This is a genomic window from Anaerocolumna sedimenticola, from assembly GCF_009931695.1.
Taxonomy (GTDB): Bacteria; Bacillota; Clostridia; order Lachnospirales; family Lachnospiraceae; genus Anaerocolumna; species Anaerocolumna sedimenticola.
This window is the reverse complement of record NZ_CP048000.1, coordinates 3211420-3226659: the sequence shown is the minus strand read 5'-3', so window position 1 is coordinate 3226659 and position 15240 is coordinate 3211420. Positions and strand designations below refer to the sequence as shown.

Below are 15240 nucleotides of genomic sequence, written 5' to 3'. Positions count from 1 at the left end.
AATTACTTGTAAAGTTAAAAGATGATATTTCCTATATTATAAATAAAAAATGCTACTATCCAGGCAGTTAACATCTGAAAGCTTATGGTTTTTAATGTCCATTTTAAAGATCCCATTTCTCTTCTCATAGTACCTACCGTTGCAAAGCAAGGCATACATAATAAGTTGAAAGCCATGTAGGAATAAGCGGAAACTTTAGTAAATACATCTGCAACCCCGGGAAGTACTGCACTTCCTTCTGCTGCGGCAGCTGCCACATCATCAGATGCACCAAATAAAATGCCAAAAGTCGAAACAATATTTTCCTTTGCAATAAATCCGGTAAATGTTCCCACCGCAGCTCTCCAGTTACCAAAACCAAGCGGAATAAAAAGGAACTTAAATGCATTTCCGATATAAGCTAAAAAGCTGTCTTCCATATCACACATACCACTGAAGTTGAAGTTTGATAACAGCCAGATTAAAACTGTGGAAGTAAAAATGATAGTACCCGCTTTAATGGCAAATCCTTTTACCTTATCCCAGGCATGAATTAATATACTTCTTAAGGTTGGTATTCTGTATTGAGGAAGTTCCATTATAAAATTGGAAATGTCACCTTTAAACATTGTTCTACTTAAAATAATACCACTTAAGATAGCTACGGCTAAACCAAGTAAATAAATAGAGTAAACCACAATGGTCTGATTATCATTCGGAAAGAGGGTAGCTGCAAACATAAGATAAATCGGTAATTTCGCACCGCATGACATAAAAGGAGTTATCATCATGGTAAGTCTTCTGTCCTTTTCATTTTCAAGTGTTCTGGAAGCCATAAGAGCCGGTACGGAGCAGCCAAAACCCATGAGTAATGGTATAAAAGATTTACCTGATAGACCAAATCTGCGGAAAATACGGTCCATAACAAACGCAACTCTTGCCATATAACCGCTGTCTTCCATAAAGGACATAAGCAAGAATAAGACTAATATTTGAGGCAGGAAAGATATTACACCGCCAAGGCCGGCTAAAATACCATCTACTACTAAGGAAACTGCCCAGTCGGCACCGCCGGCATTTACAATAAAATCTTCTATAGTTGTAGTAAGGGGCCATCCCAGAACCCGGTTACCAATCCCTGCAGCCAGGCTCCGATTCCTATGGGACTGTCGCCAAAGGTTATGGCAAACATTACATACATGAGAACAGCAAATAATGGAATTGCAAGAAATCGGTTGGTTAGTATTTTATCCAGTTTATCGGAGACGGTTTCCACATGTCCGATATGTTTTTTCTTTACGGATTCCTTAACCGTTTTAGCTATAAACTGGTATCGTAAGTCCGCAATCTTTGCTTCCGTATCTCCATCCGCGTGTTTTTCTGCTTCTTTTACAATTTCATCCACTTGACTTCTTACGGATTCGGAAAGGTTATTGGTAACAATTTCATCCCCTTCTAATATCTTAACTGCCTTCCATAACCTTTCCTCGGAATCTTTATCCTCTAAGATTTCTTCGATTCCGGAAATGGCAGAATCTATATTACCATCAAAGATATTAAGTCTTCCGGGTTTCGTACCCTTCTTAGCAGTATCTATGGCCGCATCCATAAGTTCTTTTAAGCCTTTACCGGTACGTGCTACAATTGGAATCACCTTAACGCCCAATAATTTAGATAATTTATCGCAGTTGATTGCATCTCCTCTGGCTTCCACTTCATCCATCATGTTTAGAGCTATAACAGCAGGAATCTGGGTCTCAAGGATCTGCAAAGTCAGATATAGATTACGTTCCATACTGGTACCGTCAACGATATTTATAACTGCATTCGGTTTTTCTTTCACTATGTAATCTCTGGCAACGATCTCTTCTGCCGAATAAGGTGATAAGGAATAGGTACCGGGCAAATCAAGTATAGTTACCTCTTTGTCCTTTTTGTAAATACCCTCTTTTTTATCAACCGTAACACCCGGCCAGTTACCAACATGCTGCTTCGAACCGGTTAATTCGTTAAATAAGGTTGTTTTACCGCAGTTAGGATTACCTGCTAATGCTATGGAATAATTCATTTTAAATTCTCCTTCATTATTATCTAGTAGTTTTGACTGATTTCAATCTGCTCTGCTTCATTTTTACGTAAACTCAACTCATATCCCCGGATATTCACTTCAATCGGATCACCTAACGGTGCAACTTTAATAACTTTGATAATAGCTCCCGGAGTAACACCCATATCCATGATTCTGCGTCTGACGGGACCCTTTTCTCCAATCCCGGTTACTTTACCTTCCTGTCCCGGTTTTAATTCTCTTAATGTCATGTCTTTTTCCTCCTAAGCTACCATAATTTTGGATGCCAATCCTTTATTTATTGCTACTCTTACACCTTTTACCAGGAGAATCATACCGCTTTCATTCTCAGATAACAATTTCACGCTCTCACCTTTTACAAAACCCATATCCTGCAGATGTCTTTTTACATCCTCTTTTCCTGTAAAATCAACGATTACTTTTGTCTCTCCTAAATTTGCAAATGCTAACGACATAATTTCCACTCTCCTTCTACTATATTGCGAATGATTATCATTTGCAAATATTATATGTCTATTCCATAAACATGTCAATATAATAATTGAAAATAATTATCAATAACATTTACGTTTTAACTAAAAATAAAAAAAAGTATCTAATTAATTCTATTTTGAATTAATTAGATACTGATAACTTTTCAGATATTTATTCGAACCTATATGCCCTTTACCTGGCCCGCCAGATAATTAATAAACTGCTGGGCTGTTCTGCCGGAACGTCCGCCATGGCTCATTTCCCACATATTAGCCTGTGCACATAATTCCTCTTCGCTTAAGGTTAACCCGTCAATCTGCTTGGCCAGGCCTTTTACAATTTCATAATACTCTTTCTGATTCGGCGCCGAATAATTAATGGTTATACCAAATCTGGCAACCAGTGACAATTTCTCCTGCATGGTATCCGAACGGTGCAACTCATCTTTGGACATATCCGAACGGTCGCTCCAGGTCTCCCGAATTAAATGCCTGCGGTTGGATGTTGCGTAAATCAGAATATTATCCGGTTTGGTTTCCAGTCCTCCCTCAATTACCGCTTTCAGATATTTATATTCGATTTCAAATTCTTCAAAGGACAGGTCATCCATATAAATAATGAATTTATAATTTCGGTTTTTTACCTGTGCAATAACGGAAGACAAATCTTCAAACTGATGCTTGTAAATTTCAATCATTCTAAGGCCCCGGCTGTAATACTCATTTAAAATAGCTTTAACACTGGTGGATTTACCGGTTCCGCTGTCACCAAATAAAAGGACATTATTTGCTTTTCTGCCCTCTACAAAAGCTTCCGTGTTATCAATTAATTTTTTCTTTTGGATATCATAACCCACCAGATCCGATAAGCGAATATCATCCGTATTGGTAATCGGATATAAATCGACTTTCCTTTCTTCCTGTTTCACACGAAATGCTTTATTTAAACCAAATTTGCCCACACCATATTCTCTGTAAAAGTCCGTAACGATCGTTAATATTTCATCCTCATTTTTAGCCTGTTCAATCTGACTGCTTAAGAAACGCACCTTATCACTTACATTTTTATTATATCTTTTTCCGTTTTTAGCAACAGCCTGGTAGTTTAAAATAATGCTGAAACAATTAACCCCTAATTCCTGTTCGACCTTACTGAAATCATAATCAAATAACTCTTTAAATATCTTAAAGTCGCCACATGCAAATTGATTTACCGTACCGTCCCTTTTACCGACTTTCTCACAGGTTATACTAAAGGGATTTTCATTGGTGGCTAAAATATACGCTAAATAATTATGCCATAAATTGTGATCAAAACCATATTCCGTTGCAATATCCAGCAGGCGGTTAATTTGTATGTAGATCTTAGTTGTTACCGCCTCCCTTAACGCAGGGTCCTTTGGGTCAGCCGGTAATTTTCTTAAATCTTCTATGGCATCTGCCAGAGAAAATAAGATGCTGTCTTGTCCTAAATTACGGTATATTACTAATTTTGATATTTTGCTGTACATAAATCTGCTCCTCTAATATGATGCAATCTAGGTAATTACGAAACTTTAAAGAATATACCATACAATTATACGAATTTCATAGCTTCAGTTGCCTTTGGGGCAAAATTCAGCTCTGAAATTATATTAATTGCATGGATATAAATACAATGATGTAGCTTCGCAATTACCTAATGACATAATTATTTAATATTAAGGCCTATTATAACACTTTTAAAAGTATGCAACAAGTATAAAAGGCCGAAGAGTGTCCTTATATCGGCTTCTTCGACCTATTATTATATCCGTATTATACTATGCCATTTTTTTATTACATTCTATCCGGAGCTTCAAAACCAAGTAAATCAATACAGGTTTCCAGGATTCCCTGAACTAACGATATCAAGGAAATCCAGGATTTCTGTTTCCCTTTATCCTCCTGGGTAATAATTTTATTTTCGTGATAAAAACTGTTAAATGCATTCGCTATATCATAAATATACTGACAAATTTTGTTCGGTGCATTTTCTTCAAAACTATGCTCAATGACATCATTAAATTTGGAAGCTTCAAGCATCAAACTGATTTCTCCCGGTATATCGGATGGAATGATACTTCCGGTATCGTTTAAGTCACTTCCGGTTAATTCCTTGTATTTCATCAGAATTGATTTGATTCGTACAATCGTATATAAAATATAAGGACCTGTATTTCCCTCAAAGGATATAAAGCGGTCAATATCAAAGATATAATCTTTTGATGTCTGATTAGATAAATCACCGTATTTTAATGCTGCCAATCCGACTTTCTTGGCAATACCTTTTGCTTCTTCTTCAGACATTTCACGGTTTTCCATCATTTTGTCATATACGGCATCATTAATATTCTGAATCAGGTTCTCAAGACGCATTACTCCGCCGTCCCTGGTCTTAAAAGGTTTACCGTCCTTACCATTCATGGTGCCAAATCCTAAAAAGGTAAGTTTAACCTTCTCCTCTAACAGTTTTGTCTTTTTTGCACAGCGGAACACGGTTTCAAAATAAAGTTCCTGCCTTTTATCAACAATATAAGTAATGGCATCCGGATCGAATAATTTCCTGCGTTCCACCATGGTAGCCAAATCCGTGGTATTATAGAGCGTTGCACCGTCGGATTTAAGAATCATACAGGGCGGAAATTCTTTTGTATCCGTATCCTCTTTCACATCTACAACTAAAGCACCCTCACTGATTCTGGTATAATTATTTTCTTTTAAGTAAGTTATCATATCGGGAATATAAGGTTGTGCATCACTTTCCTTTTTCCATAAATCAAAAGTAACATTGAGATTATCATAATTCTTCTTTAAATCTGATACCGATACATTAAGAATATGATTCCAGAGAGCATTATACCCACGGTTACCGTTTTGCAGCTGAAACGTGGCACTTTTCGCTTCTTCCTTAAATTCCGGGTGGTTTTTGGAATATTCGTTAGCGGCAGGATATATTTCTTCTAACTCGGATATGGTAAAGGGTGCTTCTTTGGGATATTCTCCGGTATAATTTTCGTCAAAATAAACTAAATCCGGCTGTCTTTTCTTAAGCTCCGAAATAATTAATCCCATCTGCAGACCCCAATCTCCCAGATGTACATCACCGATTACATTATGGCCTAAATATCTGCTAATCCGTTTAATACTTTCTCCGATGATTGCTGAGCGAAGGTGGCCGACATGAAGCGGTTTTGCTATATTGGCACCGCCGTAATCAATAACTATAGTCTCCGGATTCTCTGCTTTTTCACAGCCGTATTGTTCTGCCTTACTCATCTTATTTAAATATTCCGCCAGATAAGCAGTATTTAAAGTAATATTAATAAATCCCGGCATAATTGCTTCAATTTTATCAAATGTTTTGTTATCCTTTAAACTGTCCACAACTTCATTTGCAATCATGATGGGAGCCTTTTTATATAGTTTTGCCGCCACTAATGCACCGTTACACTGATATTGGCATAAATCAGGTCTGTTGGATAAGGTAACCATACCATACTTTCCGTCATAACCTTTCTTTTCAAATGCCTGCATTAATTCATCAGCAATTAAATCAATTAACTTTTTCATAAGTTCCTCCATTCAATCTTTGGGTCTTTTATAAATTAACCCAAATTTTCTTTCCTTATACCATTTCTTTCTTTAAAATACTCTACCATAATTATTTTCGGATGTAAATACATGAAAAATTATCCTTGACAAAAGGTAACCTGTTACATATAATAAAGGTAACCAGTTACATAAAGGGAAAGGGATGATTTTAGTGGATTCAATTGATAAAAAGGCTTATGTTTTTGGTTCCATATTTACCTTGGCTAACAGACTGCAGATTCTTGGTGATAAACTTGATAAAAATCTTACGGTAAAACAGTGGCTATTACTTGCCGGTTTAACTAAGTATACGAATGAAGCCCCTACTTTAAGCGAAGTCGCGGCACAGATCGGTAATTCCAGACAGAATATCAAAAAAATGGCTTTAATATTGGAACGGGAAGGATTCCTTATTTTAAAAAAAGATTCCCAGGATGCCAGAATTCTTAGATTGGAGCTTACCTGTAATTGTAAGGAATATTTAAAAAAACGCGAAAATAAAGAAATCAAATTTATAGAAGAATTGTTTACAGGTTTTCCTGCCGATCTTCTGAATGGATTATATTCCGGTATCGAAATGTTAAGCAATACTGTAAAGGAAATGGAGATAAATTATGAATTTAAAGAGTGGGAGGAATAAATTTATGTATGTTATAACCATTGCAGTTTTATTGATTGTTTTTATTGTAATATTTTTTCAAATACCATATTCTAAAACAAAAAGCGTATTTCACAGGTTAATGAAAACAAAAATATCTGAAATAACCAGTGAACATGGAAGTATAACCGAAGAAGATATGAAACATCTTCCGGCACCGGTTCAAAGATATTTCCGCTACTGCGGTTATATTGGTTTACCTAAAATGACATATATGAAAGCAACTTTTAAGAACGTTGACTTCTATATGATAAAAGGGGGAAAAAAATCCAAGCTTAAAATTGATTATACCCAATATAACTTTATAAAAAAACCGGAACGTTTTGCCTTGATTGACTCCTCTATGTATGGTATCCCTTTTGAGGGATTTGATTCTTATCAAAAGGGAATCGGAAGTATGAAAGGGGTACTTGCTAAACTTATTACCTTATTTGATCAACGCGGAGAAGCCATGGATAAAGCTTGCCTCGTAACTTTTCTGTCCGAATGCCTTATTGTACCCAGCGCGGCCTTACAGGATTATATCACCTGGGAAGAAATCGATGATACTCATGCGAAAGCCGTTATAACATGTTACGGATTATCTGCGGAAGGTATATTTACTTTTAATGAAAAGGGAGAAATGCTTTCATTCCGCACAAAAGACAGAACCTCTACGGATATGGACGGTACACAAAGAGAGGCAGAATGGTCAGCTATTTTAAGTGACTACAGACTTGTTAACGGATTACGCTGTCCTAATGTTCTGCAGGCAGTATGGCACTATCCAGAGGGTGACTTTTTATATTTTGACGGTAATAATGTTAAAATCGAATATAACCGTAAGTAAAAAGTATACACAAAATTATAATAATAACTTTTATTGAAAAAACTCCCTAAATCATGATTTATCATGCTCTTTAGGGAGTTTACTTTTACTTATACTATTTTTCTGAGTCATATACACTATTTAAAGTAAAAAACCTCCAAACTGAGTAATTTTATTTTACATCAGTTTGAAGGTTTGCAAAGCTTTAGTAAGCTCCCTTTGGTATTGATTATTCTTTCATTTTCATTAAAGTCTTTAATTATTGATATTGATTTGGCATAATGATTGCTGCAATAATATAAGCAATAACACCTGTGCCACCCATGAAACATAATAAAACCCATAATAATCTGACTACCGTCGGATCAAGATTAATGTACTCAGCAATACCACCGCATACACCTGCAATCATTTTGTTTGAATTAGATCTGTACAATCTTTTTTGTTCCATATTTATTTCCTCCTATTCATGAATTTCCAGTGCTATCTTACCAATACCACAATCCAAATCAAAACTGTTTTTTGCGTTATTATTTGTCTTATGTTTGGAATTAACTCCGCTATAACTGTTATCATTAATTATAACAGTTCCGATTCCGCAGTCAACATTATAATTATAATCATTTTCGTTACCGTTAATATCAAGGCTGACATTACCAATACCGCATGTAACTAAGCTGTCGCCGATAATAACACCCGAGGCAGTAAGATTACCTACTCCGCAGTTTATATTTGCATCTTGGGCATTTATATTCTCAATAACCAATTCGCCCGTATCAATGGAATAGGAAGAATTTTCACTGGCTGATAATTCTTCTATATGCAAACTTCCTGCACCTACGTCAATATCTGCCTTTTTAGAGGTTAGTCGTTCTGCCTTTATGGTACCGGCGCCAAGTTTAATATCCAGATTCTCAAAAACAAAATCTTCCGGGATGGTAAGTTCAATATTAGCAGCATTAAACGGATGGATTGCTGAATCTGATATTTTAACTCCAAAAATGGAAAATTCGCTGTTATTATTTTCACCATTATCACCTATTTTCCACACTCCATTTTTAACAGTACTGTAATAATTATCACTGCCTATGTTATCTACATGAATATCAAAATCTTCTCCCTCGTTAATCGATACTGTACCATAGGATATATCCAGTGCTAAAGACTTCACATCTTTAAAACTGTCTTCGTTATGGGAAGATTTATCCTCAGCTTCAACTTCTGTTAGTTTACCGTCTGCATTATCCAAAACCAACCCATCAGGCTCTTCTTCCTTTGCTTTCTCATTATCCCAATCATCCCATGCTTCTTCTTTATCAGAATCTGACCATCTGCCGGAATGATTATTATTATTTCCCAATGTTATATTAAAATTCTCCCAATTACTAAAAACAGTATTATCCATACTGAAACTGATTAATAGTAAGAACAATCCCAAAAGTATGGATATTCCTGCTATTTTTAAACAATTTTTTATGAATGCGTTCATGCTGCTACCCTCCTGTTCTGAAAGGGAAGTCTGCATAAATTAATGAATGCACGTATGATTACCGGCATAACTTTGGTGCTGAGTGCAATGGTAGCCATGGTAAATAACAATCCAAGGCCAAATAATATCAAACCTCCGCCCGTAAAACAGATTCCGATGATGGGAACGGTAAGTAGTTTAACAATTCCGACAATCGTTGCCGCTATACCTACGACTGTTAATACGATAGATACAATCACAAAAGCCAGCCAAAGAGAAGCTACTGTAGCAATCACTGCAATAAATACTCCAAATACCGCAGATAATAAAGGCAGACCAATAGGAATCGCAAAAATACAAAGAAGTATAATTAATACTGCCTTTCCTGCACTGTTGGTATTACCAGCTTTATTATACCTGTTTTGAGAATAACCATAATCATTACTGCCTTGATTTGTATTGTTATTATATCCACTGGTATAACCTGAACCAGAGGTACTCTTTTCTTTAAAATTGTCACCTTCTGCTCTTTTACCATTACCATCCATTATTTCAAATTTAGGTTCCTTGTAGGTTTCATCTTCATAGCCTTTTTCCGTAAAATATCCCCGGTTTTTTACTTCCTGTTCGCTTGCATTTAGATCTGCCTTAATACTTGCAGCCACTTTCGCAGGAGAACCCAGTTCTGAAATAATACTTTCCTCCCTTTCCGGGCCGGCGTCTTCAAAATAATTTTCGTAGTATTGAAGCGCCTCTAATCTTTCATCTGATGAAATGTCGGTTAACAGATCTTCCAGCTGTTTTATAAATTCATTCTTGGTCATTTAAAAATTCACCCCCACGAACATTTTATTAATTTTATTGCAATAGGATTTCCATTCTTCATAATAAAGTCTAAGCTGTATTTTACCTTTATCGGTTATTTTATAGTATCTTCTGTTCCGCCCGTCAAATGCCAGATCATAAACCTCCAGACAATCATCTTTCTGGAGCCGTCTTAAAACCGGGTATAAGGTGGATTCCGATATTTCTATGACCTGCCTTACATCCTGGGTAATTTTATATCCATAGGTTCCCTCTTTCTCCTTCGATACAACCGCAAGTACAATTGCATCGAGTAATGCAGCACCCGTATTGAATACCATAGTATCTACTTCCTTTCAAATTTATACTCCTGATTCACCCTCTATTCCCACATCGATTTTTACATATTTGTTCCACCAATTTAATATTCTATTTTAATACTATTTTATTTTATATATTATATGCTGTATAATATTATTAATAAATATAATATACAATAATAAATAATATGTGTCAATTATTTTTTATTTTATTTTTTTATTTAATTTTTTATTTTTATTTACTTAATTATCGAATCTTTAAAACATATAAAACGTAAACAACATGAATTTGCAGGGATTTTGTTCTATACAGGAACCGGCATCCGTCTCCTGCTTGCCATTCACGAAAAAAAGCTATTGCGATTCATAATTATGAATTACAACAGCTTCTTATACTATATAAAATTATTATAGTACGGCGGTATCTTAAACTTTATTTACACTTTCTGCATGCACCACAGGCGCTTGGGGCAGCAGCCAATCCTCCTAAAGCAGTTTCCCGCAATTCATGGGGAATACTGCGCCCCACATTATACATAACAGTAACAGCCTCATCAAAAGGAATAATGTTTTTTATACTGCTTAATGCAATTTCTGAGCAGACCAGAGCATTAGACACACCCATGGCATTTCTTTGCTGACAGGGTGCCTCTACCAGACCGCCGATGGGATCACAAATGAGACCTAAAAGATTAGCAATAGCACTGGTTGCCGCATGGAGACACTGTCTTGGAGTACCACCCATTATTTCCGTGATAGCAGATGCAGCCATAGCTGATGCGGAACCCACCTCCGCCTGACAGCCGCCCTCCGCACCGGCAACGGTTGCATTATAAGCTATGAGATACCCTATGGCTCCGGCGTTAAATAACGCTTTGATTATTACTTCATCCGTTAAATTCATCTCTTCCTGAATTGCTAAGAATGCTCCGGGAATGACTCCTGAGGATCCGGCTGTTGGAGCCGCAACAATTAGACCCATGGAGCTGTTAACCTCAAGAACACCCATGGCATATGTTATTGCCTTAGACATTAAGGAACCGCATACCGGAGAATTACCCTCCATTCTTCGGCTGTTAATTCTCATCGCCTCACCGCCGATTAAGCCGCCCATGGAAACGATATCACCTTTTAAAGCTTCCTTTGCGGAGTTTTTCATAATGGACCAGGCATGCTCCATCTTTTTTATAACTTCCTCTCTGTTGTTTTCCAGATAATTTGTTTCCCGAAGTATCATCGCTTCTGAAATAGCTATATTATTTTCATCACATAATTTTATCAGTGCCTGTCCGGTTCTAAAATTCATAGTGTAAACTTCCTCTCCAGTTACTTAATTTGAATCTGACTATAATTTTTCTATTAAAAACGCATCGAAAACACTTTGGAATTCTTCAATTTTACCAATAACATCTTCATTGATGGGCTGGTCTGTTTCAATAATGGAATAAGCAATGGTTCCTTTATTTTCCCTGTATAACTTCATAAATGCTATATTGATATCAAATTGACTTAACACATTGGTAACACCTGCTACCACTCCCGGCAGATCTTTATGCCTTATTACTAAAGTGTGATAATCACCGGATAAATCAATATCAACTCCATTAATTTTTTTAATAACTGCTCTGCCTCCGCCTATGGATACGCCGGTAACGGTGGTTTCTTCATTATTCTCATTCGTTATTATGATATCCACTGTATTAGGGTGAATATCCTGTTTGGTGGAATTAGTTTCGAAAATATAATGCAGTCCTGCTTCTTTCGCATATTCAAAGGACTCTTTTATTCTGTAATCCTCCGTATCAAACCCAAGCATCCCCGCAACTAATGCATGGTCCGTACCATGACCCTGATACGTCTCTGCAAAAGATCCATATAATATGAATTTAACTTGTTTAATTGAACTTTTTACCATATTTTTAGCCAATCTGGCAATTCTGAGAGCTCCAGCCGTATGGGAACTGGAGGGCCCGATCATATTAGGACCAATAATATCGAAAACGCTTATTTCTTTCGCTGCATACATATTATTAATATACCAAAAATGTAATATTTACAATTTTGATAATCTCCTTCCGTACATTATCTACTTATAAATATACCCTTAATTTCCTTTTTTTAATTTTAACTTTTACCCAGACAGTAAACTAATATTATTTTAACACTAATGACCTTATTTCACAATGCTTCCGATATATTAAAAAACTCCTATGCGCATGGCAGTATATGCACCGGCATAAGAGTATTTCTAAGATTATTTCATATAGGATTCATTTAAATAATTAATAAAACGTAAAAACGCTTCCTGACCCTCCCCGTTACGCTTATATACTCCGGCATGCTCTAAAACCTTTGAAAATACCAGACCGATTTCATCCTGAATAATATGGTCTATATTATTTTCTGAAATATTCTGATATTTCGGAAGAAATTCATCCACCCAGTTTTTATGTTTAGAAATCATTTTATTGGAGTTTATATCTTTTCCTGATAGTATATAAGATTTTAGAATTTCCATCTCTTCTTTTAACCTGGATGGCAAGACCGCAAGTCCCATAACCTCAATCAGTCCTATATTTTCTTTTTTTATGTGATGCAATTCATCATGAGGATGATAAACTCCAAAGGGATGCTCATTCGTAGTAACATTATTGCGTAACACCAAATCCAATTCAAAAAAGTTACCAACTTTACGGGCAATCGGTGTTATGGTATTATGAGGTTCCAGTTTTAACTTATCAGAAATAGTCCTCTCAGCTGCTTTTTCAGCTGTAAGAAGGGTTCCGTCCGAATCGGAATAAGCATAGATAAAGGAAGCTTCATCGGTATAATTTCTCCAGCAGCCCAATATAGAGTCACCCAGTTCTATCAATGTTTCTGCTTTTTCCGCTTGCAGTCTGATAACAGACATCGGCCACTTTACAATACCAGCACGTACTTTTTCATATCCTTTCATAGTAAAATATTTTTCGATTGGTGCTTTTGCCATGGCAAATTCATAATTACCACCCTGAAAATGGTCATGGGTAAGTATGGATCCGCCTACAATAGGTAAATCTGCATTGGAACCTACAAAATAATGCGGAAACTGTTTTACAAAATCAAACAATTTACCAAATGCCGCTCTATCAATCTTCATTGGAGTATGTTCGCCATTAAATACGATGCAATGTTCATTATAATAAACGTAAGGTGAATATTGGAATCCCCATTTCTGATTAAAAATCTGTACCGGAATAATTCTATGATTTTGTCTGGCCGGATGATTTACTCTTCCTGAATAACCTTCATTTTCTTTACATAACAGACATTTCGGATAGCCGCTCTGTTTCATAAGTTTTGCTGCGGCTATCGCCTTTGGATCTTTTTCCGGTTTTGATAAATTTATGGTGATATCGATATCACCATATTCCGTTTTTGTCACCCATTTAATGTCCTTTGTTATGCGGTAGCGTCTTATGTAATCGGTATCCTGGCTGAATTGGTAATAAAAATCCGTAGCCTTTTTAGGATTATCCTTATAATAAGACTGAAATTTCTTTATTACTTCAGATGGTTTAGGAACCAGTACTCCCATAATTTTTGTATCAAATAAATCTCTGTAGACAATACTGTTTTCCTTTATAATTCCCTGTTCATACGCATAATCAAGCATACCGTTTAATATTTGTTCCAAAGACATAGTTAATTCTTCGGAAGCGGCTGGCTCTTTAAATTCCTCCAGTCCAAATAATTCCAAAAACCGGTTGATTGTATAGATTTTATCCTGTTCTTCAATTAATCCTTTTTTTAAACCGTATGATACCAGTGCTGTTATATATTGATTAATCATTATTTTCCTCCGGTCCTACAACTGAAAGCTTGCATCGGTTTGCCCGATACAAGCTTTTATGCAAAACTATTAATTTGCTGCCATGCTGGTTTTTACCAAATCATTTTCAATTTCTAATTGCTTTTATATCCGTTTGGATGGGATTTATGCCACTTCCAGGCAGAAGAAATAATTTCTTCGATATCCTCATGCTGAGGTTTCCAGCCTAAGATTGTTTTTGCTTTCTCACTGGAAGCAATCAGTTTGGCAGGATCTCCGGCTCTTCTTGGCGTTATCACTGCAGGTATAGAAGAATTTGTTACTTTTCTGGCTGCGTCAATTACTTCATTTACTGTAAAACCTACTCCGTTACCAAGGTTAAAAATGTTACTTTCCTTGCCCTCCATCAGATACTTTACAGCTAATATATGAGCGGAAGCCAAATCTGTAACATGAATATAATCACGAATGCAGGTACCGTCTTTTGTATCATAATCATCCCCGTAGATACTGATGGATTCTCTTTTACCGTTTGGCACCTGAAGAATTAAAGGTATCAGGTGAGATTCCGGATTGTGGGCTTCCCCGATATTTCCGCTTTTATGGGCACCGCAGGCATTAAAATACCGTAGGGAAACATAACGTAAACCGTGTGCCTTATCAACCCATTTAAACATTTTCTCCATAGATAACTTAGTTTCCCCGTAAGTATTGGTAGGTTCCGTACGGTCTGTTTCTAAAATAGGTACTTTCTCCGGTTCTCCGTAAGTCGCCGCAGTGGAGGAGAATACGATTTTCTTAACGTCATGGGCAACCATGGATTCCAATAATACCTTGGTTCCGTTTAAGTTATTGTCATAATACTTAAGTGGGTTAGTCATACTTTCTCCGACCAGAGAGTTTGCTGCAAAATGGATTACCGCATCTATCTTTTCTTGATCAAAAACACCGTCAATAAATGCTCTGTTTCTGATATCTCCCTGATAAAAACGAGCTTTTGGATGAACTGCTTCTTTATATCCGGTTTCTAAGTTATCAACTATTACAACATCCTGACCTTGGTCAATTAACTCATAAACAGTGTGTGAGCCAATATAACCGGCTCCTCCTAAAACTAATACTGTCATATTAACACCCTTTACATAATACATCAGCAGACCGATGTATTACTGCCACAAATAAAATGTGAAATAAGTTCCACCGGTTGAAAGAATCTGA

At 36.3% G+C, this 15240-nt stretch carries 16 protein-coding genes; 2 read left to right on the top strand and 14 right to left on the bottom strand.

The window, feature by feature from the left end:
- Nucleotides 1–14: 14 nt before the first annotated feature.
- The 6 genes from feoB to argS all read right to left on the bottom strand — a co-directional run bounded on the left by feoB (nucleotide 15) and on the right by argS (nucleotide 6132).
- Nucleotides 15–1064, bottom strand: coding sequence for a ferrous iron transport protein B (feoB, locus tag Ana3638_RS25250; RefSeq protein WP_246241143.1), 1050 nt, complete (start codon nucleotides 1062–1064; stop codon nucleotides 15–17).
- 8 nt (nucleotides 1065–1072) lie between these two features.
- Entirely contained in the window at nucleotides 1073–2047 is a 975-nt protein-coding gene (locus Ana3638_RS25245) for a ferrous iron transporter B (protein WP_246240247.1), read from the bottom strand.
- 23 nt (nucleotides 2048–2070) lie between these two features.
- The gene (locus Ana3638_RS14245) at nucleotides 2071–2298 is read right to left on the bottom strand and encodes a FeoA family protein (RefSeq protein ID WP_161838623.1); all 228 of its coding nucleotides are present in this window, start codon (nucleotides 2296–2298) and stop codon (nucleotides 2071–2073) included.
- 12 nt (nucleotides 2299–2310) lie between these two features.
- Nucleotides 2311–2523 carry a FeoA family protein gene (locus Ana3638_RS14240; RefSeq protein ID WP_161838622.1) on the bottom strand — a complete coding sequence of 71 codons (213 nt, stop codon included), beginning with the start codon at nucleotides 2521–2523 and terminating at the stop codon, nucleotides 2311–2313.
- A 200-nt stretch (nucleotides 2524–2723) separates the two neighbouring features.
- Nucleotides 2724–4052, bottom strand: a complete 1329-nt coding sequence (locus tag Ana3638_RS14235; RefSeq protein WP_161838621.1) for an ATP-binding protein — start codon at nucleotides 4050–4052, stop codon at nucleotides 2724–2726.
- Between the two features lie 307 nt (nucleotides 4053–4359).
- The gene (gene argS / locus Ana3638_RS14230) at nucleotides 4360–6132 is read right to left on the bottom strand and encodes an arginine--tRNA ligase (RefSeq protein ID WP_161838620.1); all 1773 of its coding nucleotides are present in this window, start codon (nucleotides 6130–6132) and stop codon (nucleotides 4360–4362) included.
- Nucleotides 6133–6325: 193 nt separating this feature from the next.
- Between argS and Ana3638_RS14225 the strand changes: the two genes are divergently transcribed.
- Nucleotides 6326–6793 (top strand): MarR family winged helix-turn-helix transcriptional regulator, encoded by a 468-nt coding sequence (locus Ana3638_RS14225; RefSeq protein WP_161838619.1) that lies wholly within the window; start codon nucleotides 6326–6328, stop codon nucleotides 6791–6793.
- Complete coding sequence (locus Ana3638_RS14220) at nucleotides 6768–7640, top strand: DUF6544 family protein (RefSeq protein WP_246240244.1); 873 nt, start codon at nucleotides 6768–6770, stop codon at nucleotides 7638–7640. Before Ana3638_RS14225 ends, Ana3638_RS14220 begins: the two co-directional genes overlap by 26 nt.
- 238 nt (nucleotides 7641–7878) lie before the next feature.
- Here Ana3638_RS14220 and Ana3638_RS14215 read toward each other — a convergent pair whose 3' ends face one another.
- The 8 genes from Ana3638_RS14215 to galE form a co-directional block, all read right to left on the bottom strand.
- Nucleotides 7879–8070: a PspC domain-containing protein gene (locus tag Ana3638_RS14215; protein ID WP_161838618.1), complete on the bottom strand. Its 192-nt coding sequence runs from the start codon at nucleotides 8068–8070 to the stop codon at nucleotides 7879–7881.
- 12 nt (nucleotides 8071–8082) lie between these two features.
- Nucleotides 8083–9108: a DUF4097 family beta strand repeat-containing protein gene (locus tag Ana3638_RS14210; RefSeq protein WP_161838617.1), complete on the bottom strand. Its 1026-nt coding sequence runs from the start codon at nucleotides 9106–9108 to the stop codon at nucleotides 8083–8085.
- A complete protein-coding gene (locus Ana3638_RS14205) occupies nucleotides 9105–9911 on the bottom strand; it encodes a DUF1700 domain-containing protein (RefSeq protein WP_161838616.1) in 807 nt (268 codons plus the stop codon). The genes Ana3638_RS14210 and Ana3638_RS14205 overlap by 4 nt, the downstream gene beginning before the upstream one ends.
- Nucleotides 9912–10232: a PadR family transcriptional regulator gene (locus Ana3638_RS14200; protein WP_161838615.1), complete on the bottom strand. Its 321-nt coding sequence runs from the start codon at nucleotides 10230–10232 to the stop codon at nucleotides 9912–9914.
- A 412-nt stretch (nucleotides 10233–10644) separates the two neighbouring features.
- Nucleotides 10645–11517, bottom strand: a complete 873-nt coding sequence (gene sdaAA, locus Ana3638_RS14195) for an L-serine ammonia-lyase, iron-sulfur-dependent, subunit alpha (protein WP_161838614.1) — start codon at nucleotides 11515–11517, stop codon at nucleotides 10645–10647.
- A 39-nt stretch (nucleotides 11518–11556) separates the two neighbouring features.
- Nucleotides 11557–12237: an L-serine ammonia-lyase, iron-sulfur-dependent subunit beta gene (gene sdaAB, locus Ana3638_RS14190; protein ID WP_161838613.1), complete on the bottom strand. Its 681-nt coding sequence runs from the start codon at nucleotides 12235–12237 to the stop codon at nucleotides 11557–11559.
- A gap of 228 nt (nucleotides 12238–12465) precedes the next feature.
- Nucleotides 12466–14043: a UDP-glucose--hexose-1-phosphate uridylyltransferase gene (gene galT, locus Ana3638_RS14185; RefSeq protein ID WP_161838612.1), complete on the bottom strand. Its 1578-nt coding sequence runs from the start codon at nucleotides 14041–14043 to the stop codon at nucleotides 12466–12468.
- Between the two features lie 113 nt (nucleotides 14044–14156).
- A complete protein-coding gene (gene galE / locus Ana3638_RS14180; protein ID WP_161838611.1) occupies nucleotides 14157–15149 on the bottom strand; it encodes a UDP-glucose 4-epimerase GalE in 993 nt (330 codons plus the stop codon).
- Nucleotides 15150–15240 lie beyond the last annotated feature (91 nt).

Coding starts and splice junctions, on each gene's coding strand:
- Ana3638_RS25245 (WP_246240247.1), bottom strand. CDS start 2,047: ATGAATTATTCCATAGCATTAGCAGGTAATCCTAACTGCGGTAAAACA.
- sdaAA (WP_161838614.1), bottom strand. CDS start 11,517: ATGAATTTTAGAACCGGACAGGCACTGATAAAATTATGTGATGAAAAT.
- Ana3638_RS14220 (WP_246240244.1), top strand. CDS start 6,768: ATGAATTTAAAGAGTGGGAGGAATAAATTTATGTATGTTATAACCATT.
- galE (WP_161838611.1), bottom strand. CDS start 15,149: ATGACAGTATTAGTTTTAGGAGGAGCCGGTTATATTGGCTCACACACT.
- Ana3638_RS14240 (WP_161838622.1), bottom strand. CDS start 2,523: ATGTCGTTAGCATTTGCAAATTTAGGAGAGACAAAAGTAATCGTTGAT.
- sdaAB (WP_161838613.1), bottom strand. CDS start 12,237: ATGTATGCAGCGAAAGAAATAAGCGTTTTCGATATTATTGGTCCTAAT.
- Ana3638_RS14235 (WP_161838621.1), bottom strand. CDS start 4,052: ATGTACAGCAAAATATCAAAATTAGTAATATACCGTAATTTAGGACAA.
- Ana3638_RS14205 (WP_161838616.1), bottom strand. CDS start 9,911: ATGACCAAGAATGAATTTATAAAACAGCTGGAAGATCTGTTAACCGAC.
- Ana3638_RS14215 (WP_161838618.1), bottom strand. CDS start 8,070: ATGGAACAAAAAAGATTGTACAGATCTAATTCAAACAAAATGATTGCA.
- Ana3638_RS14200 (WP_161838615.1), bottom strand. CDS start 10,232: ATGGTATTCAATACGGGTGCTGCATTACTCGATGCAATTGTACTTGCG.
- Ana3638_RS14210 (WP_161838617.1), bottom strand. CDS start 9,108: ATGAACGCATTCATAAAAAATTGTTTAAAAATAGCAGGAATATCCATA.
- Ana3638_RS14245 (WP_161838623.1), bottom strand. CDS start 2,298: ATGACATTAAGAGAATTAAAACCGGGACAGGAAGGTAAAGTAACCGGG.
- argS (WP_161838620.1), bottom strand. CDS start 6,132: ATGAAAAAGTTAATTGATTTAATTGCTGATGAATTAATGCAGGCATTT.
- galT (WP_161838612.1), bottom strand. CDS start 14,043: ATGATTAATCAATATATAACAGCACTGGTATCATACGGTTTAAAAAAA.